Origin of the sequence: Streptomyces sp. NPDC101219 (assembly GCF_044767675.1) — a bacterium.
GTDB lineage: Bacteria > Actinomycetota > Actinomycetes > Streptomycetales > Streptomycetaceae > Streptomyces.
In genome coordinates, this window is record NZ_JBIWOK010000005.1 from 131,099 (window position 1) to 152,997 (window position 21,899).

General features: G+C 74.8%; 20 protein-coding genes. 14 read left to right on the top strand and 6 right to left on the bottom strand.

All coding sequences use genetic code 11. The features are described from left to right. Positions 1 to 184 precede the first annotated feature (184 nt). The 4 genes from ACIRPP_RS11450 to ACIRPP_RS11465 all read left to right on the top strand — a co-directional run bounded on the left by ACIRPP_RS11450 (position 185) and on the right by ACIRPP_RS11465 (position 5,311). A complete protein-coding gene (locus ACIRPP_RS11450; protein ID WP_403640338.1) occupies positions 185 to 1,177 on the top strand; it encodes an ATP-binding cassette domain-containing protein in 993 nt (330 codons plus the stop codon). Next, a complete protein-coding gene (locus ACIRPP_RS11455) occupies positions 1,174 to 1,929 on the top strand; it encodes an ABC transporter permease (RefSeq protein WP_403640340.1) in 756 nt (251 codons plus the stop codon). The genes ACIRPP_RS11450 and ACIRPP_RS11455 overlap by 4 nt, the downstream gene beginning before the upstream one ends. After that, positions 1,926 to 3,887, top strand: coding sequence for a TOMM precursor leader peptide-binding protein (locus ACIRPP_RS11460; RefSeq protein WP_403640343.1), 1,962 nt, complete (start codon positions 1,926 to 1,928; stop codon positions 3,885 to 3,887). The genes ACIRPP_RS11455 and ACIRPP_RS11460 overlap by 4 nt, the downstream gene beginning before the upstream one ends. Positions 3,888 to 3,955: 68 nt before the next feature. Then, positions 3,956 to 5,311: an amidohydrolase gene (locus ACIRPP_RS11465; protein WP_403640346.1), complete on the top strand. Its 1,356-nt coding sequence runs from the start codon at positions 3,956 to 3,958 to the stop codon at positions 5,309 to 5,311. Positions 5,312 to 5,806: 495 nt separating this feature from the next. Here ACIRPP_RS11465 and ACIRPP_RS11470 read toward each other — a convergent pair whose 3' ends face one another. After that, positions 5,807 to 7,390 carry an IucA/IucC family protein gene (locus ACIRPP_RS11470; protein ID WP_403640349.1) on the bottom strand — a complete coding sequence of 528 codons (1,584 nt, stop codon included), beginning with the start codon at positions 7,388 to 7,390 and terminating at the stop codon, positions 5,807 to 5,809. A 94-nt stretch (positions 7,391 to 7,484) separates the two neighbouring features. Here ACIRPP_RS11470 and ACIRPP_RS11475 point away from each other — a divergent pair, with 94 nt between their 5' ends. Genes ACIRPP_RS11475 through ACIRPP_RS11485 form a run of 3 tightly spaced genes read left to right on the top strand, consistent with a single transcriptional unit; the run spans position 7,485 to position 11,134 of the window. Then, the gene (locus ACIRPP_RS11475) at positions 7,485 to 9,008 is read left to right on the top strand and encodes an IucA/IucC family protein (RefSeq protein WP_403640352.1); all 1,524 of its coding nucleotides are present in this window, start codon (positions 7,485 to 7,487) and stop codon (positions 9,006 to 9,008) included. A 45-nt stretch (positions 9,009 to 9,053) separates the two neighbouring features. Beyond that, positions 9,054 to 10,325 carry a VWA domain-containing protein gene (locus ACIRPP_RS11480; protein WP_403640354.1) on the top strand — a complete coding sequence of 424 codons (1,272 nt, stop codon included), beginning with the start codon at positions 9,054 to 9,056 and terminating at the stop codon, positions 10,323 to 10,325. Further along, positions 10,325 to 11,134: a hypothetical protein gene (locus ACIRPP_RS11485; RefSeq protein ID WP_360594119.1), complete on the top strand. Its 810-nt coding sequence runs from the start codon at positions 10,325 to 10,327 to the stop codon at positions 11,132 to 11,134. Before ACIRPP_RS11480 ends, ACIRPP_RS11485 begins: the two co-directional genes overlap by 1 nt. Before the next feature lie 75 nt (positions 11,135 to 11,209). Here the strand turns inward: ACIRPP_RS11485 and ACIRPP_RS11490 are convergent, their stop codons facing one another. The 4 genes from ACIRPP_RS11490 to ACIRPP_RS11505 form a co-directional block, all read right to left on the bottom strand. Next, on the bottom strand, positions 11,210 to 11,869 hold the full coding sequence (locus ACIRPP_RS11490; RefSeq protein ID WP_403640357.1) for a response regulator: 660 nt from the start codon (positions 11,867 to 11,869) through the stop codon (positions 11,210 to 11,212). Next, positions 11,866 to 13,029, bottom strand: a complete 1,164-nt coding sequence (locus ACIRPP_RS11495) for a sensor histidine kinase (protein ID WP_403640360.1) — start codon at positions 13,027 to 13,029, stop codon at positions 11,866 to 11,868. Before ACIRPP_RS11495 ends, ACIRPP_RS11490 begins: the two co-directional genes overlap by 4 nt. Next, entirely contained in the window at positions 13,026 to 13,865 is an 840-nt protein-coding gene (locus ACIRPP_RS11500) for a lysostaphin resistance A-like protein (RefSeq protein WP_403640364.1), read from the bottom strand. Before ACIRPP_RS11500 ends, ACIRPP_RS11495 begins: the two co-directional genes overlap by 4 nt. Before the next feature lie 186 nt (positions 13,866 to 14,051). Further along, entirely contained in the window at positions 14,052 to 14,684 is a 633-nt protein-coding gene (locus ACIRPP_RS11505) for a winged helix-turn-helix transcriptional regulator (protein WP_403640367.1), read from the bottom strand. Between the two features lie 81 nt (positions 14,685 to 14,765). On the opposite strand from ACIRPP_RS11505, the gene ACIRPP_RS11510 reads away from it, so the two are divergent. The 7 genes from ACIRPP_RS11510 (at position 14,766) to ACIRPP_RS11540 (ending at position 20,165) form a co-directional block, all read left to right on the top strand. Next, positions 14,766 to 15,974, top strand: coding sequence for a pyridoxal phosphate-dependent aminotransferase (locus ACIRPP_RS11510; RefSeq protein WP_403640370.1), 1,209 nt, complete (start codon positions 14,766 to 14,768; stop codon positions 15,972 to 15,974). Between the two features lie 128 nt (positions 15,975 to 16,102). Continuing rightward, a complete protein-coding gene (locus tag ACIRPP_RS11515) occupies positions 16,103 to 16,924 on the top strand; it encodes a Scr1 family TA system antitoxin-like transcriptional regulator (RefSeq protein ID WP_403640373.1) in 822 nt (273 codons plus the stop codon). Beyond that, positions 16,921 to 17,118, top strand: coding sequence for a DUF397 domain-containing protein (locus tag ACIRPP_RS11520; RefSeq protein WP_360594113.1), 198 nt, complete (start codon positions 16,921 to 16,923; stop codon positions 17,116 to 17,118). Before ACIRPP_RS11515 ends, ACIRPP_RS11520 begins: the two co-directional genes overlap by 4 nt. Continuing rightward, entirely contained in the window at positions 17,115 to 17,747 is a 633-nt protein-coding gene (locus ACIRPP_RS11525; protein ID WP_403640376.1) for a hypothetical protein, read from the top strand. Before ACIRPP_RS11520 ends, ACIRPP_RS11525 begins: the two co-directional genes overlap by 4 nt. A gap of 61 nt (positions 17,748 to 17,808) precedes the next feature. Next, entirely contained in the window at positions 17,809 to 18,240 is a 432-nt protein-coding gene (locus ACIRPP_RS11530; protein ID WP_403640379.1) for an acyl-CoA thioesterase, read from the top strand. 251 nt (positions 18,241 to 18,491) lie between these two features. Beyond that, on the top strand, positions 18,492 to 19,376 hold the full coding sequence (locus tag ACIRPP_RS11535) for a lysozyme (RefSeq protein WP_403640382.1): 885 nt from the start codon (positions 18,492 to 18,494) through the stop codon (positions 19,374 to 19,376). Between the two features lie 108 nt (positions 19,377 to 19,484). After that, positions 19,485 to 20,165, top strand: coding sequence for a peptidoglycan recognition family protein (locus tag ACIRPP_RS11540; protein WP_403640384.1), 681 nt, complete (start codon positions 19,485 to 19,487; stop codon positions 20,163 to 20,165). 265 nt (positions 20,166 to 20,430) lie between these two features. Here the strand turns inward: ACIRPP_RS11540 and ACIRPP_RS11545 are convergent, their stop codons facing one another. After that, the gene (locus tag ACIRPP_RS11545) at positions 20,431 to 21,810 is read right to left on the bottom strand and encodes an 8-oxoguanine deaminase (protein WP_403640387.1); all 1,380 of its coding nucleotides are present in this window, start codon (positions 21,808 to 21,810) and stop codon (positions 20,431 to 20,433) included. Positions 21,811 to 21,899 lie beyond the last annotated feature (89 nt).

The window sequence follows — 21,899 nt, forward strand, 5'->3', positions numbered from 1 at the left end:
CCCCGCACACGACGGCGCCACATCCGATGGCCCCGCGGGCGGAGACCCCGCATGCCCCGGCCGCGTATGCCCCGGCCGCGCGTACGACGGCTCCGCACCGGAGCGTCCCGCCGCCCGTCCCCGACCCGGTCCGTCCCCCGTGGACCGCGCACCAACCGCGCAACCGACGAATGAGGTACCGCACATGACCCCCACCCACCCCGTCCCCGCGGACGGGACCCCGCCGGCCGTCACGGTCCGGGACGTGACCAAGCGGTACGGCGACCGGCGGGCCGTCGACGCCGTCTCGCTGGAGGTCCGGCGCGGCGAGTTCTTCGGGCTGCTCGGCCCCAACGGCGCGGGCAAGTCCACCCTGGTGGAGATCATGGAGGGCCTGCGCAAGGCCGACTCCGGCTCCGTCACGGTGTTCGGCGAGTCCCCCTGGCCGCGCAACACCGGCCTGCTGCCCCGCATGGGCGTGCAGACCCAGTCGTCGGCGTTCTTCGTCCGGCAGACCGTCCACGAACACCTGCGGACGGTCGCCGCGCTGTACGGCGTCCGGGGCGCGGCCGTCGACGCGGCCCTGGAGTCGGTGGGCCTCGGCGACCGGCACCGCGTCCGGGTCGACGACCTCTCCGGCGGGCAGCGGCAGCGGCTGGCCATCGCCTCCGCCCTGGTGCACGGGCCGGAGCTGATCTTCCTCGACGAGCCGACCGCCTCGCTCGACCCCGAGGGGCGGCGGGACCTGTGGGAGGTGCTGAGGGGACTGAAGGCCGAGGGCCGCACCATCGTCTACACCACCCACCACCTGGACGAGGCGGAGGCGCTCTGCGACCGGGTGGGCATCCTCGTCGCCGGGCAGCTCGTCGTCACCGACGCGCCGCAGAACCTGATCGGCTCCTTCGGCGCGGCCGGGCGGCTGCTGGTGCCGGCGGACCGCATCGACGAGGCGGCGGCCGCCGCGCTGCCCGGCGTGGACCGGGTCACCGTGCAGGGCGGGCACCTGGTGCTGGAGACCCGCGCCACCGGGCGGGTGCTGGCCGCGCTCGACCCGCTGACCGGCCTGGACGGGGTGCAGACCCGCATGCCGAGCCTCGAGGACGTCTACCTCGAGATCACCGCCCGCCGGGCCGGCCGGACCGGCGACACCACGGCCCCGGACGACCGGGCCCCGAACCACCAGGAGCAGCAGGCATGAGCGCCTACACCGCGCTGACCGCGGCGGGCTACCGCGCCCAGGTCCGGGACAAGACCACGGTGTTCTTCACCTTCGCGTTCCCGCTGATCTTCCTGGTCGTCTTCGGGCTCATCTTCCGCGGCCGGGACGTCGAGGAGAGCGGCTTCTCCTACCTCTCCTACACCGCGTCCGGGGTGCTGTCCTGGGGCGTCGCCAACGCCGCCGTGTTCGGCATCGGGTTCACGCTGATGCAGTGGCGTGCGGACGACATCCTGCGGATGATCCGCATGTCGCCGGCGCCGCTGTCGGCCGTCATCGGGTCCCGCTACGTGCTCGCGGTGGGCGTGGGGCTGGTCCAGTCGGCGCTGTTCGTGGGGGTGGCCATGCTGCCCGGCTTCGACCTGGTGCCCGACTCGCGGTGGCCGCTGCTGATCCCGGTGCTGGTCCTCGGCGTCACCACGTTCCTCCTGCTCGGCGTGATCGTCGGCAGCATCGGCAACACGCCGGAGTCGGTGGCCGCGATCGCCAACTTCCTGATGCTGCCGATGGCGTTCCTGTCCGGGTCGTTCTTCCCGCTGGACGCCATGCCGGACTGGCTGCAGAAGATCTCCCTGGTCCTGCCGCTGCGCTACCTCAACGACGCGGTCGCGGCGGCCCTGACCGGCCGCGGCGACCTGGGCGACATCGGGGCCGGGTGCGCCGGACTCGTCGTGTTCGCCGTGGTGTTCGGGGTGCTCGCCGCCCGCCTCTTCCGCTGGACGAAGAGCTCATGACGGCGCCCGCCCGCGGCACGCTGCCGCATCCGATGACCGGGGCCCGCGACGCGCTCCAGGAGTTCCTCGACGCCCGCTTCGGGGCCGGCGCCCCCCGGGTGGTGCCGGTGGGCGCCGTCGGCGCGGGCGGCGGCGACGCCGGGGCGCCCGACCCCTGGGCCGCCGACCGCCCGGACGCCCTGGTCCACGTCACCGCCTCCGCCGTGCTGCTCGGCCCATGGGGCGGCGACGGCCGGGCCCCCGCCTGCGGGCGCTGCCTCGCGCTGCGCTGGCAGCGGCTGCGCAGCCGCAGTGAGCGCAACGCCCTGGAGACGGGCGGCCCGCAGGGGCCCCGCCCGGCCGGGGACTGGCCGGTGCTGACCGGCCACGTGCGGGACGCGGTGGCCGCCCTGTGCGAGGCCCTGCTGCACGGGCCCCGCCCGGTGTCGCCGTCCGCGGATCCGGCGGACCGGGCGCTGCCCCGGGTGACCCGGCTGGACCTGGCGAACCTGACGGTGCGGACGTATCCGCTGCTCGCCGACCCGCTGTGCCCGTCCTGCGCCGGGCGGCCCCGGCCGCGGGCCGCGCACGAGGTGCGGCCGCTGTCGCTCGTCCCGCGTCCCAAGCCGGACCGGGACGGCTACCGGCTGCGGCCGGCCTCCGCGCACCCGCTGCCCACCGACGCGCTGGCCAACCCGGTGTGCGGTGCGCTCGGTGCCGGCACCTGGACCGACGTCACCTCGTCCACCACGGCGCCGGTGGCCGGCAGTGCCTTCGTGCGGGGGTACGCGGGGCTGCACGACGTCACCTGGAGCGGGCAGGAGAACTCCTTCGCCACCAGCCGCCGGCTGGCGTTCCTGGAGGGACTGGAGCGGTACGCGGGCACGCACCGGCGCGGCGGCTCCGCCCCGGTGACCGGCAGCTACGAGGAGGTGAAGGCCGACGCGGTGGACCCCGCGGAGTGCGGGCTGTACGCCCCGGAGACCTACCGGGACGATCCGCTGGTGGAGCCCTTCGACCCCACGAAGCCCATCCCGTGGGAGTGGGGCTGGTCGCTGCGCGACGCACGGCCGGTGCTGGTGCCGTCGCGGCTGGTCTACTACAGCATCCCGACGGCGGGCGACAACTTCGTCTTCGAGTGCTCCAACGGCTGCGCCATCGGCGGCTGCACGGAGGAGGCGGTGCTGGGCGGCCTGCTCGAACTCGTCGAGCGGGACGCCTTCCTCAACGCCTGGTACGGGGCGGCCCGGCTGCCCCGCGTCGACCTGGCCACCGTGGGCAGCACCACGGCCACCGCGATGGCCGAGCGGGCGGCGCTCCAGGGCTACGACGTCCACGTCCTCGACAACCGGATCGACCTGGCCGTGCCGGCCGTCACCGTGGTCGGGGTCCGCCGGGACGGCGGGCCGGGCACCCTGTCGTTCGCGGCGGCGGCCTCCCTGGACCCGCGCGCGGCGATCGAGGGCGCCCTGTCCGAGGTGCTCAGCTACATCCCGCACCTGGCCCGGCAGACCGCCGAACGGCGCACCGAACTGGAGGCCATGGCCGACGACTTCACCCTGGTCCGGCATCTGAAGGACCACCCCCAGCTGTACGGGCTGCCACGGATGGCCCGGTACGCGGCGCACTCTCTGGAGCCGTCGCCGCCCCGGCCGTTCGAGGAGCTGTACGGGAACTGGGAGCGGCACGGCCGCCCCCGGACCGGCGATCTGCGCGACGACGTCGTCGCCGTCGTGGACGAGCTGGTGACGGCGGGCCACGACGTGATCGTCGTCGACCAGACCTCGCCGGAGCAGGAGCGGATGGGGCTGCGGACGGTCGCCACCGTGGTGCCGGGACTGCTGCCGATCGACTTCGGCTGGAACCGGCAGCGGGCCCTGCTGATGCCCCGGCTGCGCACCGCGCTGCGCCGGGGCGGGCACCGGGAGAGCGACCTGACCGACGCGGAGATCCTCCGGGCCCCGCACCCCTTCCCCTGACCCGACGTCCCCCCGTCCGGGTCCTCCCATCGCACGCGGGAGGGCCCGGCCCGAGCGGAAGCGCGCCGATGAACCGACCGTCCGGCCCCGCCCCGTCCCCCGACGCCCGCACCGTCCCGGCCGGCCGGCCGGACGGCGGTGCCGCTCCGCCGGGCGCACGGTCCCTCCTCGACCGCGCGGGGGACGTGCTGCGGCCCGCGCTCGCGCTCTACCTGGACCTGCACGCGCACCCGGAGCCCTCCGGGCAGGAGGCCCGCACGGCGGACCGCTTCGCCCGACGGCTCGCGGCGGCGGGCTGCGAGGTCACGCAGGGCGTCGGCGGGCACGGCGTGGTGGGGGTGCTCCGCAACGGGGACGGGCCGCGGGTGTGGCTGCGCGCGGAGCTCGACGCGCTGCCGGTGCGGGAGCGGTCCGGGCTGCCGTACGCGAGCCGGACCGGGGCGATGCACGCCTGCGGCCACGATCTGCACCTGGCGGCCGCCGCGGGCGCGGCGGACCTGCTCGCGGCGCTGGCCGACGACTGGCGGGGCACGCTCGTGGTGGTGGGCCAGCCCGCGGAGGAGACCCTGGACGGGGCGGAGGGCATGCTGCGCGACGGGCTGTACGAGCGCTTCGGCCGCCCGTCGGTGGTCCTCGCCCAGCACGCCGCGCCCCTGCTCTCGGGCACAGTCGCGCACGCCGCGCCGCCCGGCCTGCCCGGCCCTCCGGACGCGCCGATGACGGCGGCCGGGGCGGTGCTCGACGTCGTGCTGCACGGGCGGGGCGGGCACGTGGCCACGCCCCACCTGGCGGTGAACCCGGTCGTCACCGCGGCCGCGGTCGTCACCCGGCTCCAGGACGCCCTGACCCGCCTGCCCGCCGCCGACGGGCAGATGACCCTGACGGTGGGCACCCTGCGGGCCGGGACGGCCGCCAACGTCATCCCCGACCGGGCGGAGCTCGGGGTGGCGGTGCGGGCCGCGAGCGACACCCTGCTCGACGAGGCGCTGACCGAGGTGCGCCGGATCGTCCGGGCCGAGAGCGCCGTCGTGGGCGCCCCCAGGGAGCCGGAGGTGACCGTCGGCTCCCGGTCGGCGGCCCTGTGGTGCGACCCGGACGCCGCCGCTGCCGTACGGGCCGCACACACCGCCCTGCTGGGGGCGCGGCGGGTGCTGACCTGGCCGGGTTCGATGGCCGCGGAGGACTTCCCGCTGTTCGGCGACGCGGGGGCCGAGGTGCACGGGCAGCGGGGGGTGCCGCTCGTGTACTGGATGCTGGGCGTGGTGGGCGCCGAGGAGTGGCGCCGGGCGGCGGCCGGAGGCCCCGGCGCCCAGCCCCCGGCCCCGAACCACTCCCCCGCCTTCGCCCCGCACGTCGGCAGTGCCCTGCGCCCGGCGGTCGCCGCGCTGGCGGGCGCGGCACTGGACCGGTTCGCGGCGGGGTGAGCCGGGCGGGGCGGCCGGCTCGGGCGGAGCGGTTTCGCGGCCATCGGGTGCGGCAGCGGGCCGCGGCCCTCGACCGGCCCACCGCAGGCTGAGCCGGACAGGGCGCCCGGCTCAGTCGGAGCGGTCACTCCTCGAAGACGCGGCCATCGGGTTCGGCAGCGGCCGGTAGCCGGCCGCGGCGTTCACCCGGCTCGCCGCCGGATGAACCGGACGGAGCCCCAGCGGCCGGGCGCGGGCCGCGGCGCTCCGCCGGTTCGCCGCCGGTAGAGGAGCCGGACGGTGCCCCCGGCTCAGACGCAGCGGCCTCCCCGCGGTGTCGCGGCCCTCGGGTTGGGCAGCGGGCCGACAGCGCTCGGCCCGCTCGCAGCGAGGTGAGCCGGCGAAGCGCCCGGCTGGGACGGACCGGTCGCCCGGCGGTGCCGCGGCCATCGGGTTGCGTCGCGGGCGACGGCGCTCGACCGGCTCGGCGCGGGTGAGCCGGGCAGGGATTCCGGCTCAGACGGAGCCGTCTCCCCGCGGTGCCGCCGCCATCGGGTTGGGCAGCGGCCGGTAGCGGGCGGCGGCGCCGTCGGCCCCGGTCCAGCGCAGCAGGAGGTTGGTCTTGCCGGGGAGGGTGGGGGCGGTGAGCAGGGCCGTGGCTTCCGGGAGGCCGTGGCGGGCGAGTTCGCGGCGCAGGGCTGGCCAGGGGTCGAGGCCGGTGTGGTGGTCGGCGAGGGCGGCGGCGATCTCCAGGAGGTGGTTGACGACGAGGCAGTACACCAGCCGTTCCCAGCCGGCCTCCCGGGACACCGCGGGCGGTGCGTCGTCCTCCCCGGCGGCGCCCCGGCCGGCCAGCAGCTTGACGCCCTCCGCGTCCCGGAACAGGACCTGCGCCGGACGGCCGTCGGCGTCCATGGCGACCAGGGTGTTCTGCAGGTGCGCCTCCAGGACGACGCCGTGCCGGGCGTAGGCGGCGAGCGCCGGGGGGACCACCCGGGACAGGTACGCCTCCCACCAGGCGGCGGGGTCGGGCGCGGCGGTGAGCGGGTTGCCGTCGAAGCCCTCGGCGAGGGCGGCGGCCAGGTAGGGGGTGGTGCCGGGCAGCAGGTGGCCGCGCAGCCCGTCGCGCACCACGACGGCGAGTTCCTCGTCGGCGAAGGCGGCGGTGCGGTGCCCGCGGTCGCCGAGCCAGGCCGCCGGCCCGTCGAAGGCGGCGAGGGCGGTGCGGGCGGCGGTGTCGGTCCGCTCCCGCCGGCGCAGGTCGTGGCGCCACAGCCGGCGGATGTCGTTGGTGATGCGCACGTCCAGGCTGAACTTCAGGAACAGGTCGCGCCCGGGTGCGTACAGGGTGCGGACGGCGGCCGTCGGCCACGCGTCGAAGGCGGTGGTGCCGAGCCGGAGCAGCCGGCCGTCGGCGAACGCGGGGGCGAGCCGCCGGGCGTTCAGATCGAGCTGCCAGGGGTGGGCGGGCAGCAGGCGGTAGCCGGGGGGCGGGGTGCCGAGGAGGTCGAGGGCGGAGGTGTCGCCGTCGTCGACGACGGTGTCCTCGCGCAGGCCGAGCAGCGTCAGCGGGAAGCGGGCGTGGGCCTCGGGCGCGTAGGGCAGCCAGGCCGCGGCGGGGCCGCCGCCGCGGGCCTTGGGCGCGGGGTGGTGGGTGTGGCCGGTGACGAGGGCCTGCTCGGAGCGCACGTAGGGGTCGTCGGGCGGGGCGGCGCGGGCGCGGGCGGCGAGGAGGGCGGCCACGACGTCCCGGCTGTCGGTCATCTCGCCGGGCAGTTCGTGATTGGGGACGCCGGTGTGGCGGCGCAGTTCCTCGGCGGTGAGTTTGACCAGTTCGGCGTGGCCGATGCGCTGCCAGCGGCCCGCGGTGCGCACCTCGGGGTCGGTGGGCCGCCGGGTGCCGCGCACGCGCAGCAGACGCCCGAGACCCGGCAGCCGGTAGATGCGGTGCCCGCCGGTGTCCGCGACCGGCCGGGCCACCTCGCGCAGCAGGCAGTTCAGCAGCGGGACGGCCGCGTAGGCGTCGGCGCGCCGGGCGAGGGCCCGGCGGTGTGCCGCGTCGTCGTCTGCGGGCAGGGGAAGGAGGTCCACGCGTTCCACTGTTTCCCTACGGTCTGTCCGGGCGGTGACGATCAGTATGTCTGCCGTTGTCCGCCCGTTCGTGCCGTTCCGGTCGTACCCCGAGGAGCCGCCCGTGCACCGTTCCCCCTCCGCGGAGGCCGAAATCGGCGAGGAACTGGCCGCGGCGCGGCCGGGGCTCTCGGCGCGCTACGCGGACGCCCTGCCGGGTGCCCGCGCGGCCGTGCTGACCCGGCTGTGGCGGGGTCTGGTCCATGATCCGCTGCCGTGGGCCGCCGGCCGCGAGACGGGCCCGGAGGGGGTGGTGCTGCGGCTGGCGGACGGCCGGTGTCTGCGCGGCCCGGTGGCCGATCCGTATGCGACGGGCGACTGTGTCACGGCCGTCCGGCTGGACGGCCGTGACCATGCCGATCCGGCGCGGCTGATGGCGGAGCTGGCCGTGCCCCGGTCGGCCGCCTTCGCCGGGGAGCTCGGGCACAGTGTCGCGTCCCTGGCGCTGTCCCGGGCGGCGAACCCGGACGACGCGGGGCGGTCCGTTCACCGGAAGGAGTGGCCGGTACGGGACTGGGAGTGGGAGCAGCGGGTGGTGGACGGACATCCCTTCCACCCGTCCTGCCGGTCCCGGCCGGGACTGTCCGTGGCCGAGCAGCTGACCTACGGGCCCGAGCACCGGCCGGTCGTGGGGCTGGGCCTGCTGCCCGTGCCCGCCGGGGAGTGCCTGCTGGCCGGGGACTGGCCCGGGTGGCTGCGCGACGGGGGGCGGGTGCTGCTCCCGGTGCATCCCTGGCAGGAGGCGCACGTGCTGAAGCGGGCGGGCGGGGAGCGGCTGGCGGCGCATCCGCTGATGGCGCTGCGCACCCTGGCGCTGCCCGGTGGACCGCATGTGAAGACGTCGCTGACCGCGCGGCTCACGTCGTCGGTGCGGGACATCTCGCTGGGTTCGGTCGCCGCGTCGCGGACCCTGTCGGAGCTGGGGGAGACGGTGGCCGCGCGCACGGACGGGCTGCTGCACGTCACCCGCACCCTGGGGGCGGTGGCCGCCGGGTCCCCGGACCTGGCGGCCGTGCTGCGCGAGTCGCCGCAGGAGTACGCGGGCGCCGGGGAGCGGGTGGTGCCGGTGGCGGCGCTGGCGACGACGGGGCTGCCCGGTGTGCCGGGCTGGCCGGCCCGGCTGGCGCGGCTGGCGCTGGCGGTGGGGCTGCGGCTGCTGGAGCTGGGGGTGGCGCTGGAGGCGCACGGCCAGAACCTGCTGGTGGTGCTGTCGCCGTCCGGGGAGCCGCTGCGGCTGGTCTACCGCGATCTCGCGGACATCCGGGTCTCCCCCGCCCGGCTGGCCCGGCACGGCATCCGGGTGCCGGACCTGCCCGCGCGGGTCGTCACGGACGACGAACGGGCGCTGCGGCGCAAGCTGTTCGGCTCGCTGGTAGCCGGTGCGCTGGCGGGGACGGTGGGGTCCGGCGCGGGCCTGCGGGCCGCCCTGGAGCCGGCGGTGCGGGAGCTTCCGCGCACCGGGGATCTGGCGGCCCTGTGCGGCGGGCCGGTGCCCGCGAAGGCGCTGACGCTGATGCGGCTGTCGCCGGGTGGGGCCGGGGACCGGTGGACGGAACTGCCCAATCCGCTGGAAGTCGCACGGTTCTGACGGCCCGTTTTGGAGGGCGGCAGCCGTCGTCCATAGGATCCCCCGATGATCACAAGAAAACGGCCGGTGGCAGGCGCCTGCGCGCTGCTCGCCGCCCTGGCGGCCGGGCTGGTGTTCCCGGCCGGGGCGGCCGCCGGTGAACCGGCGGGCGGGGACGCGCCCAAGGTCAACCTGCTCCTCGACGTGAGCGGCTCGATGCGGGCCAAGGACATCGACGGGCAGTCCCGGATGGCGGCGGCGAAGCAGGCCTTCAACGAGGTGCTGGACGCGACACCCGAGGAGGTCGAGCTCGGCATCCGCACGCTCGGCGCGGACTACGCGGGCGACGACCGCAAGGAGGGCTGCAAGGACACCGCGCAGCTCTATCCGGTCGGCCCGCTGGACCGCACCGAGGCCAAGACGGCGGTGGCCACGCTCACCCCGACCGGCTGGACGCCGATCGGGCCGGCCCTGCTGCAGGCCGCCGACGACCTCGACGGCGGCAACGGCTCCAAGCGGATCGTCCTGATCAGCGACGGCGAGGACACCTGCGCCCCGCTCGACCCGTGCGAGGTGGCCCGGGAGATCGCCGCGAAGGGCATCGGGCTGACCATCGACACGCTGGGCCTGGTCCCGAACGCGAAGCTGAGCCGCCAGCTCAGCTGCATCGCGGAGGCGACCGGCGGGACGTACACCTCCGTCGAGCACCAGGACGAACTGACGGACCGCGTCAACGAGTTGGTGGACCGGGCGGCCGAGCCGGTGGTGACGCCGGTGGCCACCGAGGGCGGCGACCGCTGTGCCCAGGCCCCCACCCTGAAGTCCGGCCTGTACACCGACCGCGCGGAGTTCGGCCGGCAGCGCTGGTACCGCGTGGACGTGCTGCCCGGCCAGGAGCTGCGCGCCTCGGTGAGCGTGGCGGCGGACCGCGCGGTGCGCCCCGACTACGGCGTGCTGATGCGCGGGGTCACGGTGCACGGCCGGGAGATCGTGCGCGGTGAGGCCACGGGCAACGGCCGCACCGACGTGCTGTCCACCGGGCTGCGCCACCCCGAGCCCGAGCGGGACGACGACGGTGACGAACCGGCCGCCGTGGCCGTGTGCCTGGCCGTGACCACCTCCTTCTCCCCGGGTGCCGGGGTGAAGACCACGCCCGGTCTGCCGCTGGAGCTGACCGTCGACGTCGTCGACGGCCCCGGCGCGGCGTCCGACGTCGCCTCCTTCGGCCTGGGCCGCGGCTGGTGGCTGCTCGGCGCCCTGGCCGTCACCGGCTTCCTCGCCGGTCTGCTCTGGGGCTGGCTGTCCCGCTGGCGGTTCGCTGTCTGGAGGACCCACTGATGCGCGCCCTACGTGTGCTGAGCACCGCCCTGCTGGCGCTCGGGCTGGCGGCGGCCCCCGCCGCGGCCGACTCCTCGCCCTCGCCGGAGGCGTCCGGGGACGGCGCGGGCCCCACCCGCGCGGGCACGTCGTTCCGTACCGCGACGGAGGTCGAGCAGGGTCAGACCGCCACCGCGCGCGCCTCGACGGGTGACTACCTGTACTGGTCGTTCCCGGCGGACGCGGGGCAGCGCCCCACCGTGAAGGCGACGGTGAAGCTGCCCGAGACGCACGCCGCCGAGACCTGGCAGGTCGACGTGTACGACGGTCTGCGCCGCCGCCAGGCCTGCCAGTACGGGGCGCAGACCCGCACGGCGGCCGCCGACGCCCCCTCGGTGGAGCTGACCTGTGTGCTGCGCACGGTCCGCGCCTGGTCGGAGCCGTGGGCCAACGACCCGCTGCCGGGCACCTACTACGTCCGGCTGACGGCGCTGCGCATCTCGGCGGCCGACCTCGGCCAGGCGGTGAACGCCGAACTGCGCGTCGAGTCCAAGGACATGGGCGGCGCGGCGGCGGTCGACGGCTCGCTGTCCGAGCCGCTCGTACCGGGCGTCGCCGCCCGCGCCGAGGCGGAGGAGGACGAGGAGGACGACGCGTCGTCCGCCGTCCTGGCGGCCCTGGAGCCGGAGGACGGCTGGGCCTCCGGCTGGTGGTCCGACCGCTGGGTGTGGACCGCGGCAGGCGGCGCCCTGGCCGCCCTCGCGGGCGTCGCCGGCTACCGCCTGACCCGCGGCCCGGGCCGCCCGTCCCGGGTGCCGCCGGGCGCCTGACACCCGCAACTCACCCCAGGGAGGCCCGCCTTGCGCGGGCCTCCCGCGTGTGGCGAGCGGTCACGACCGCGGGCGCTAGCTGACCAGCCCGTGCCGGTACGCGTACACCACCGCCTGGACCCGGTCGCGAAGGTTCAGCTTGGTGAGGATGCGGGAGACGAAGGTCTTGACGGTCTCCTGGCTGATGACGAGCGCGGCGGCGATCTCGCTGTTGGAGCGGCCGTCCGCGATCAGGCGGAGGACCTCCAGTTCGCGGGGGGTGAGCGGGGTGTCCTGCGGGCTGCCCCCGGCGGGACGGATGCGGGCGGCGTAGTGGCCGACGAGGCGGCGCGTCACCTCCGGGTCCAGCAGGGCGGCGCCCGTGGCCACGGTGCGGATGCCGTGCAGCAGGCGGTCCGGCGGGGCGTCCTTGAGGAGGAAGCCGCTGGCCCCGGCCCGCAGTGCCTCGTAGACGTACTCGTCCAGGTTGAAGGTGGTGACTACGAGCACCTTCACGGGGTGTTCGACCCCGGCGCCGGCCAGCAGCCGGGTGGCCTCGATGCCGTCCAGGACCGGCATGCGCACGTCCATGACGACGACGTCCGGGCGGAGCCGCCCGGCCAGCTCGACGGCGGTCCGGCCGTCACCGCACTCCCCCGCCACGGCCATGTCGGGCTGGGCGTCGATGATGGTCGACAGGCCGGTGCGGATGAGGGCCTGGTCGTCGCAGACCAGGACCCGGACCGGCGCGCTCACGCCGGGGTTCCCACGGGTATCCGCGCCCGGACGAGGAAGCCTCCGTCGTCGCGCCGGCCGGCCTCGAAGTCGCCGCCCAGGACGCCGACCCGTTCGCGCAGGCCCGCCAGGCCCCGTCCGCTGCCGCCGGGGGACGCCGCCCGTGAACCGGTGCCGTCCGTGCCGACCTCCACCGTGATCTCCCTCCCGCCGTGGCACACCAGGACCGAGGTCCGGCCGCCGTGGTCGTACTTGAGCGCGTTCGTCAGGGCCTCCTGCACGACACGGTAGGCGACGAGGTCGGCGCTGCCGGTCGAATCCGGTGGCGTGCCCTCCTCCGTCAGTTCGACGGGCTGTCCGGCCCGCCGGGTCTGCTCGACGAGGGTGAGCACCCGGCCGACGGGGGGCGTCCTGTCGTCCCGGCTGCCGGTGCCGTACTCGGGGTTGAGCAGGTCGAGCAGGTGCCGCAGGTCGGTGAGGGCCCGTCGGCCCGTGTCGCTGACGGTGGTGAGGGCCTGGTCGAGGCGGTCCGGCGAGGCGGTCAGGTACCGGGCGGCTTCGGTCTGCACGACCATCGCGGTCACGTGATGGGTCACGACGTCGTGGAGTTCGCGGGCGATGCGGGTGCGCTCCGCGGTGCGGGCGTCCTCGGCGACGCGGCGGCGCCGTTCGGCCTCGGCGGCGCGGGCGGAGCGCATCCACGCGCCGATGCCCCAGGCGAGGGCCAGCGCCAGGTAGAACGTCACGTACTCCGCCACGGGTTCGCCGGGCCCGCTCCGGTCGATCACGAACGCCAGCGCCACGTACGCCACGGAGGCGGCACCCATGGCCGTGCGGCGGAACCGCTCCGCGTACGAGCCGGCGCTGACCAGCGCGACCGGCAGGGCGATACTGGCGAAGAGGTGGTAGCCGCGCAGCTGGTCGAGGGCGAAGCCGCAGGACACCAGGGCGAGGCAGACGAGCGGCCACCGCCGGCGCGCGGCGAGCGGCAGGCTCTGCAGCACGGCCGCGACGACGGCGAGCGCGTCGGCGGGGCGGGTCGGCACACCGCCGAACTCGGTGCCGTTGCCCTGGAAGCCGGGCAGGGCCGAGGCCACGAGGATCAGGATCCCGAGGGGGAGGTCCCGGGCCGTGACGTCCAGGCGGCGCCACAGCTCCGGGACACGTCGGCGGTCGATCACCGGGGCAGTGTAGTCGCGGAGTTGCGGCGGGCCGCCCGGCGGGCACCGAAGGGGACGACGTTCCCGCGCCGGTGGGCCAGCCAGAGGAACACCAGGGTCAGCATGGCTCCGAAGCCCACCGAGTACACGCTGCCCTCGGGGCCGAACGCGCCGCCGGTGAGCAGTTCCGGCCCCGACGTCGTGGCGTCCAGGAGGCCCTCGCTGGCGCCGTTGCCGGAGACCTCGGTGCTGAAGACGCCGGCCGCGGCGAAGTTCCAGCCGAAGTGCACGCCGATCGCGAGCCAGAGGCTGCGGGTGGCGGCGTACACGGCGGCGAGCATGAATCCGGCCTCGATCGCGATGGCCAGGGCGCCCCACAGGGTCGCGTTCTCGTTGAAAAGGTGCGAGAGGCCGAACACGACACCGGTCAGTCCCATGGCCGCGTAGGTGCCGATGTGTTCCTCGACGATCCGGAACAGCACGCCCCGGTAGACCACTTCCTCGGTCGCCGCGGCGGCGGCCATGAAGCCGAGCAGCCCCACCGCGCCGGTCACCGAGCCGACGCCGTCGATGTCGTAGTGCCCGGAGGTGTAGAGGTTCACGATGACGGCCGTGAACATCCCGCCGCCGATCAGGATGCCCCAGGCGGTCCGGGACGCGGCGCCCTTGCGGGCCACGTCCGTGGCGGGCCGGTGCTCGGTCCGCCGCACGACCCACGCGTAGACGAGGACGATCAGGGCGGCGGACGCGAGACCGAGGACGAGCGTGAGCCACTCGTTGTCGCGCACCGCGTTGACGGCGGCGCCGCTCAGTGCGTACACCACCAGGATCGTCAGGAACTGCCGAACGAACCGCATGAACACCCCTCTGCCGGGCCGCGACCGGTGTGTCGCGGGCTGCAACGGGACGCTACGGAAACGGCGTTCGGGGATCGTCACCTCACGGTGGACACCTCGCGGTAGCTCGCACGGGGGACAGGACCGGGGCCGTCCCTCCGGAGGGGGAACGACCGTCCGGGACCGTCCGGGACTCCGCCCCCTCCGTCACGCCTCCCGCAGGCGTTTGGCGAGCGGGCCGTCGCCGTCGACCGCGACCCGTCCGGCGCGGACCCCCTCGGTGAGGGGGAGTTCGCCCCGGCCGATGGCCGTGCAGGTGTCGGTGTCCAGCGACAGGACCGCGTCGGGCTCCTGGCCGGCCGGGCCGTCGCCGTAGACGGGACCCGTGGCGCCGCCCCCTGCCCTCAGGTGGAACACCCCTTCGTCCAGGCGGACTTCGACCAGGCCCGTCTCCCCCTCCAGGGCCCGCAGCAGGGGCAGCGCGAACCAGTGCGCCCGCACCGCGTCGGTGGGCCCCCGCTCCCCCAGCCCGGCCTCGCCCCAGGTGCCGAGGGCCTGCAGGACGGGCAGCAACGCGCTTCCGCGGCCGGTGAGTTCGTAGACGTAGGCGGCACCGGGCGGCGCAAGCCGACGGCGGGTCGCGAGGCCGTCGCGCTCCATGTCCTTCAGCCGCGAGGCCAGGACGTCCGTGCTGACGCCGGGCAGGTCGGCGTGCAGGTCGGTGTAGCGCCGCGGACCGGCGAGCAGCTCCCGGACGATCAGCAGGGTCCAGCGGTCGCCGACGGTGTCGAGGGCGCGCGCGACGGAACAGTACTGGTCGTAGCTTCGGCGAGGTGGCATGCGACGCAGTCTAGACATGTCGTTGGACTTTCCAAGCATCCACTTGGTAAAACCAAGTAACACGAGAAACCGGAGGGGCGCATGGAGTTCCGGCAGTCCAGCAAGCTCAGCGAGGTCTGTTACGAGATCCGCGGGCCGGTCATCGAGCACGCCAACGCGCTGGAGGAGGCGGGCCACAGTGTGCTGCGCCTCAACACGGGCAACCCGGCCCTGTTCGGCTTCGAGGCGCCGGAGGAGATCCTCCAGGACATGATCCGGATGCTCCCGCAGGCCCACGGCTACACCGACTCCCGCGGCATCCTCTCCGCCCGCCGCGCGGTCGCCCAGCGCTACCAGACCCTCGGCCTGGAGGTCGACGTCGACGACGTCTTCCTGGGCAACGGCGTCTCCGAGCTGGTCTCCATGGCGGTGCAGGCCCTGCTGGAGGACGGCGACGAAGTCCTCGTCCCCGCACCGGACTTCCCCCTGTGGACCGCCGTCACCAACCTCGCGGGCGGCAAGGCGGTGCACTACCTGTGCGACGAACAGGCCGACTGGTACCCGGACCTCGACGACATGGCCGCGAAGATCACCGACCGCACGCGGGCCGTCGTCATCATCAACCCCAACAACCCGACCGGCGCCGTCTATCCGAAGGAGGTCGTCGAGGGCATCCTCGACCTGGCCCGCCGGCACGGGCTGATGGTGTTCGCCGACGAGATCTACGACCAGATCCTCTACGACGACGCCGTGCACCACTCGGCCGCCGCCCTCGCCCCCGACCTGGTGGTCCTCACCTTCTGCGGACTGTCGAAGACCTACCGCGTGGCGGGCTTCCGCAGCGGCTGGCTGGTGGTCACCGGCCCCAAGCAGCACGCCAAGGACTACCTGGAGGGCCTCACCATGCTGGCCTCCATGCGCCTGTGCGCCAACGCCCCCGCGCAGTACGCCATCCAGGCCGCGCTCGGCGGCCGCCAGTCCATCCGCGACCTCACCGCACCCGGCGGCAGGCTGCGCGAACAGCGGGACGTGGCCTGGGAGAAGCTCAACGAGATCCCCGGCGTGAGCTGCGTGAAGCCCAAGGGCGCGCTGTACGCCTTCCCCCGCCTGGACCCCAAGGTGCACCCGATCCACGACGACGAGAAGTTCGTCCTGGACCTGCTCCTGCGGGAGAAGATCCAGGTGGTCCAGGGCACCGGCTTCAACTGGCCCTCCCCCGACCACTTCCGCATCCTCACCCTCCCCCACGCCGACGACCTGGAGGCGGCGATCGGCCGGATCGGGCGGTTCCTCAGCGGCTACCGGCAGTAGACGTACCCGCGCCCCAGGGCTTCGTCCGGGCGCCCCACGAGCCTGTCCGGGCCTGTCCGGGCCGCGACGCGTGACGCGCGGCACCGACGGCTGGTTGGACACGGGGCGGCAGACGGAGGTGTGGGGACATGAGCGTGGAACCGTACGGCGCGGACGAGGAGTCGGCGGCCGTCCTGCGGACGGTCGGGCGGATCATCAAGATGTGCCGGGAGCGGGAGGGCCTGACGCAGGCCGGCCTCGGGGCACAGATCGGGTACAGCGAGGAGCAGGTGTCCTCCGTGGAGCGGGGGCGGCGGGCCCCGGTGGAGTCGTTCCTGGAGGCGGCGGACCGGGCCCTGGGGGCGGCGGGCCTGATCTCGGGCCTCAAGGCGGACGTGGCGAAGGCCAGGTTCCCGAAGAAGGTCCGGGACCTGGCCAAGCTGGAGGCGGAGGCGGTGGAGGTCTGCACCTACGACAACTCCGTCGTCAACGGCCTCCTCCAGACCGAGGAGTACGTGCGGGCGGTCTTCGCCTCCCGGCGGCCGGCCTTCTCCCCCGAGGAGACGGAGGAGCTGGTCTCGGCCCGGCTGTCCCGTCAGGAGATCGTCCGGTCGGGCACGGCCTTCAGCTTCGTGCATGACGAGGCCGCGCTGCGGCGGCCGGTCGGGGGCAGGATGGTCCTGCGCCGCCAACTCGAACACCTGCTGGAGGTCGGGCAGATGCGCAACGTGGTGATCCAGGTGCTGCCCCTGGCCTCGGAGGACAACGCCGGCCTCGACGGCCCCTTCCACCTGCTGCGGCTGAGAGACGGCTCGACCGTGGGCCACAGCGACATCCAGCTCGTCAGCCGGCTGGTCGCGGACCGCCGCGAGGTCCAGCTTCTGGAGCTGCGCTATGGGATCATCCGGGCGCAGGCGCTCACGCCGCGGGAGTCGCTGGCCCACATCGACGGACTACTGGGAGAGACATGAGCGTGACACCCCTTGCCGAGCTGGAGTGGCACAAGAGCAGCCACAGCAACCCCGATGGTGCTGCGTGCGTCGAGATCGCCGCCACCCCCCATACCGTCCACGTCCGTGACTCGAAGCACATACCCGGCCCGCACCTCACCTTCTCCCCCACCCAGTGGGCCGCCTTCCTGCCCTACGCCCGCGGAGACCGATGACCCGTCCGCCCACCGCCGCCCAGCGTCGTCTCATCGAGGCCGCCGATCCCGTGACGGGGCGGCTGACGGGGACGGACGCGCAGCTCGCGGCGCTGGTGAAGCGGGGGCTGGCCTTCCGGCACCCGCGGCCTCCGCACGACCACTTCCTGACGCCCGCCGGGCACCGGGTGCGGGAGGCGGAGCCCGAGCCGGAGACCCGGGCGGCGCCCGCCGCGTCCGTCTCCGGGGTGTTCGCCGCGCGCGTGGGCGGTGAGGACCCGTCACCCGCCTCCGGGCCGGCCCGGCTCCGGGAGGTGCGGGGTGCCTGGCAGGGCATGCTGGAGCTGCGCCGGATGACCAACCCCGACGGTGCGACGGACCGGCCGTGCGGCTGGGAGCGCGGGCACCTGGTGCAGGCCGCCGCGCTGGCCCTGGAGGCCGCCGGGCACCGTCCGGCCGGCCCGGACGGCGGGGGCGGCTACCGGGTGCGGGAGACACCGCAGCCGGAGGCGGTCGCCGTGTACGCGCCGGACGACGCGGAACTGCGGGCCTGCGCGGCCACCCTGGAGGGGGCGGGCTGGCAGGCCGGGGAGTACACGGAGCCGAGGACGCGGACGCGTTACGTGCTGGCCTCCCCGCGCCGGGTGTGACGGGCGTGTCAGGATCGGCGGGTCGGGCCACCATCCGCAGCGTCATGAAGGGGACCACGCAGTGAGCGAGCCGAGGGAGCCGTTCTCCGTCCGGGTGACCGTGCGCGGGTACGAGACGGACACGCAGGGCCACCTGAACCAGGCCGTGTATCTGAACTACGCGGAGCACGCGCGCTGGTCGCTGCTCCAGGCGGCCGGGATCAGCCAGTCCGGGCTGATCGCTGAGGGTGTGGGACCGGTCGCCCTGGAGACCACCATCCGTTACCGCCGCGAGCTGCTCGCCGGGGACGAGGTCGACGTGAGCTGCGCCTTCGGCTGGGGCGGCGGCAGGACGTTCACCATCGAGCAGAAGCTCACGAAGGCCGACGGGACGGTGGCGGCGGAGCTGACCGGGGTCGGCGGGGTGCTGGACCTCGAACGGCGCAAGCTGGTGCCGGACCCGGCGGAGGTTTTCCGTCAACTGGCCACCGACCCGGGGCTGTTCGGGCTGTAGTACGGGAGAGGCGAGCGGGGCTCAGCTTTCACCCGCTGAAAGTTTCCGCCGCCCGGTTCCCGAGTTTCCAGGCCATCCGCTCCTACAGTGGACCAGACCACCAGAGAGACACGACGACTCTTTACAGGCCCGGAATCTACGTGCGTAACTAATGACGCGCGCACGTCAAACGGTACGTATCTGCCCAGGTGGCAGCGGCCGACGTCACCTCCTTCGCTCATCCCCACATGTGTCAGGAGGCAGCCCCCCCCATGTTCTCTGTCCCGCGCTCCACGACCGGCCCCACCAGACGGACCGTCACCGCCCTCGGCGTCGTCGGCGCCGCCCTCGCCCTGACGGCCACCGCCATCGGCGGCGCGAGCGCCGCACCGCAGCCCGGCCATGACCGGGTGACCGTCGAACCCGGCGAGGCGTACATGGGTGTCGGCACCCGCATCCACGAGGGCATCCCGGCCGGCGAGCCGACGATGGGCGTCCTGGCGCCGACCGACGGCGTCCAGGGCATCGACGTCTCGCACTGGCAGGGCGCCATCAACTGGACCTCGGTGCGCAACGCCGGGATCCAGTTCGCCTGGATGAAGGCGACCGAGGGCACCGGCTACAAGGACTCCAGCTTCAACACCAACTACCCGGCGGCCCACCGCGCGGGCGTGATCCGCGGCGCCTACCACTTCGCGCGCCCGAACCTCTCCACCGGCGCCACTCAGGCGAACTACTTCGTCAACAACGGCGGCGGCTGGTCCCGCGACAACCTCACTCTGCCGGGCGTGCTGGACATCGAGCACAACCCGTACGGGGCGATGTGCTACGGGCTGTCGACCACCCAGATGCGCACCTGGATCAACGACTTCTACACCGCCTACAAGTCGCGGACGGGCCGCGACGTGGTGATCTACACGACCGCCGGCTGGTGGAACACCTGCACCGGCAACTGGACGGGCATGTCCGCCAAGAGCCCGCTGTGGGTGGCGCACTGGACCTCCGCCTCGTCCCCGACCATCCCCAGCGGGTTCCCCACCTGGACGGTCTGGCAGTACACCAGCACCGGATCGGTGAGCGGCGTGTCCGGAAACGTGGACCGCAACAAGTTCAACGGCTCCCGCGACCGGCTCCTGGCCCTCGCCAACAACACGTGACGCCGTAGTCCCGTCGTCCCGTCACGTACGCGATCACGCGGTGGAGCCGGCGGCCCCGCGGCCCCGGCTCCGCCGTCTTCCCCCCACCCTCCCCCCCTCGAACGAGGAGTGATCGTGCATCCCCAGCCCTCTTCCCGGCCGCCCTCTCCCCGGCGCCGGCTCCTGCTCGCCGGCGCGGCCGGGCTGGCCGCCGTGGCCGCCCTGCCGAGCACCGCCCGGGCCCGTGGCGCCGAGGCCGTCGAGCCGGACTTCGACTCCACCGCGGACTGGAACGCCCGCGCCCCGAAGGGCACCATCAGCGTGCTGCAGTACCGGCCGAGCCGGATCGTCGTCCACCACACGGCGAGCACCAACTCCACGGACTACTCCCGGAGTCAGGCGCACGCGCACGCCCACTGGGTCCAGGACCTGCACCTGGACAAGAACGGCTGGGCGGACACCGGTTACCACTTCCTGGTGAGCCGGGGCGGCTGGATCACCGAGGGACGGCACGGCAGCCTCCAGGCGCTGCGCGGCGGCCGCACCTTCGTGCTCGGCGCCCACACCTCCGGGCAGAACAACCAGGCCCTCGGCATCGCGAACGAGGGTTCCTACCACGCGGGCGCCGTGCCGCCGGACGCCCAGTGGGACGTGCTGGTGGCGCTGTGCGCGTACACCTGCGCGCAGTACGGCATCCCGTCCACGCAGATCTACGGGCACAAGGACTACGGCACGACCCTCTGTCCGGGCGTGTACCACGACATGCTGCCCCGGCTGCGCGAGGAAGTGGCGGCGGCCCGGGGGGCCTGACACCGCCGGGCGCGGCGGCCGGAGCGTGACCCCGGCCGCCGCGCCGGCCCGTCAGGGCGTGGCGGCCGGGGCGCCGGTCGTCGTGTTCTCCTCGCCCGGTTCCGTCACGGGGACGGAGGGAGCGGTGGGAGGTGGTGGGGGCCGTCTCCGGGGTCCGCGCGTCCGCGCGCGCCCCGGAGACGGCCGCCGCGGACCCGCGGGTCCGCGGTCACCGGCCGGGAGCCGTCCCTCCCGGCCGGAGACATCCGGGGTGTTCGCCCGTGGCTCAGTCCCCGGCGGCGATCCGGGCCAGGCGCTGCGCCTCGGCCCGGGTGTCGCGGGCGATCGCGTCCTCGTCGACGGTGAGCAGCCGCCCGTCCTCGACGATCTGACGGCCGTGCACGAAGGACGCGGTGACCGGGGCGGCCGCGCCGAGGACCAGGGCGGCGACCGGGTCGGCGATGGAGGCGTGGGCGAGGGTGTCCATCCGCCACAGCACCAGGTCGGCCAGCTTGCCGGGCTCCAGGGAGCCGATGTCGTCGGCGCGGCCGAGGACCCGGGCCCCGCCGTGCGTGCCGAGCCGCAGGGCCTGACGGGCGGTCAGGGCGGCCTCGCGGTGGGCGCCGAGGCGGTTGACGAGCAGGGCGTTGCGCAGTTCGGTGTGCAGTTCGCCGGACTCGTTGGAGGCGGTGCCGTCCACGCCGAGGCCCACCGGCACGCCGGCCGCGAGCAGGTCGGGGACGCGGGCGATGCCGGCCGCGAGACGGGCGTTGGAGGAGGGGCAGTGGGCGACGCCGGTCCCGGTGCGGGCGAAGGCGGCGATGTCGGAGTCGTTCATGTGGACGCAGTGCGCCATCCACACGTCCTCGCCGAGCCAGCCGGTGGACTCGAAGTAGTCCGTCGGGCCCATGCCGAACAGCTCGTGGCAGAACTTCTCCTCCTCCACGGTCTCCGAGCCGTGGGTGTGCAGGCGTACGCCGAGCCGGCGGGCCAGCTCCGCTCCCTGCCGCAGCAGTTCGGTGGAGACGGAGAACGGCGAGCAGGGCGCGACGGCGACCTGGGTCATCGCGTCGGAGGAGGGGTCGTGGTGGCGGCGGACGGTCTCCTCGGTGGCGGCGAGCGCGCCGTCGAGGGTCTCGACCGCGAAGTCCGGGGGCAGCCCGCCGTCCTTCTCGCTGCGGTCCATGGAGCCGCGCGCCAGCGTGAAGCGGACGCCGGTCTCCCGGGCGGCGCCGATGATCGCGCCGGACAGGTCGCCGGTGCCGCGCGGGAAGACGTAGTGGTGGTCCATGGCGGTGGTCACGCCGCCGCGGGCCATCATCGCCAGCGAGCCGCGGGCCGCCGCGCGCACCATCGGCTCGTCGATGCGCGCCCAGGTGGGGTAGAGGGCGACCAGCCAGTCGAAGAGGTTGTGGTCGGTGGCCAGGCCCCGGGTGATCCACTGGTAGAAGTGGTGGTGGGTGTTGACCAGGCCGGGGGTCGCCAGGTGGCCGGTGGCGTCGATCCGGCGGACGACGTGTCGAAGGCCCTCGGGGGCCGGTCCCGCGCCGACCGACTCGATGCGGTGGCCGGCGAGGACGAGGTGGCCGGAGGCGTGCTCGGTGTCCTGGCCGTCGACGGTCGCGATCGCCGCGTTCTCGATGACGATGCGCTGGACTGCTGCCATGGTGCGTCCTTTTCACATACGGAGGGCGGGCACGGCAGGACCCTGGGGTGGTTTGAGTGCCGTGGCCGGGGAGACGCGGTGGTGCGCCG

Coding starts and splice junctions, on each gene's coding strand:
- ACIRPP_RS11510 (WP_403640370.1), top strand. CDS start 14,766: ATGGAGTTCCGGCAGTCCAGCAAGCTCAGCGAGGTCTGTTACGAGATC.
- ACIRPP_RS11505 (WP_403640367.1), bottom strand. CDS start 14,684: ATGCCACCTCGCCGAAGCTACGACCAGTACTGTTCCGTCGCGCGCGCC.
- ACIRPP_RS11460 (WP_403640343.1), top strand. CDS start 1,926: ATGACGGCGCCCGCCCGCGGCACGCTGCCGCATCCGATGACCGGGGCC.
- ACIRPP_RS11480 (WP_403640354.1), top strand. CDS start 9,054: ATGATCACAAGAAAACGGCCGGTGGCAGGCGCCTGCGCGCTGCTCGCC.
- ACIRPP_RS11485 (WP_360594119.1), top strand. CDS start 10,325: ATGCGCGCCCTACGTGTGCTGAGCACCGCCCTGCTGGCGCTCGGGCTG.
- ACIRPP_RS11465 (WP_403640346.1), top strand. CDS start 3,956: ATGAACCGACCGTCCGGCCCCGCCCCGTCCCCCGACGCCCGCACCGTC.
- ACIRPP_RS11520 (WP_360594113.1), top strand. CDS start 16,921: ATGAGCGTGACACCCCTTGCCGAGCTGGAGTGGCACAAGAGCAGCCAC.
- ACIRPP_RS11515 (WP_403640373.1), top strand. CDS start 16,103: ATGAGCGTGGAACCGTACGGCGCGGACGAGGAGTCGGCGGCCGTCCTG.
- ACIRPP_RS11450 (WP_403640338.1), top strand. CDS start 185: ATGACCCCCACCCACCCCGTCCCCGCGGACGGGACCCCGCCGGCCGTC.
- ACIRPP_RS11545 (WP_403640387.1), bottom strand. CDS start 21,810: ATGGCAGCAGTCCAGCGCATCGTCATCGAGAACGCGGCGATCGCGACC.
- ACIRPP_RS11500 (WP_403640364.1), bottom strand. CDS start 13,865: ATGCGGTTCGTTCGGCAGTTCCTGACGATCCTGGTGGTGTACGCACTG.
- ACIRPP_RS11525 (WP_403640376.1), top strand. CDS start 17,115: ATGACCCGTCCGCCCACCGCCGCCCAGCGTCGTCTCATCGAGGCCGCC.
- ACIRPP_RS11455 (WP_403640340.1), top strand. CDS start 1,174: ATGAGCGCCTACACCGCGCTGACCGCGGCGGGCTACCGCGCCCAGGTC.
- ACIRPP_RS11535 (WP_403640382.1), top strand. CDS start 18,492: ATGTTCTCTGTCCCGCGCTCCACGACCGGCCCCACCAGACGGACCGTC.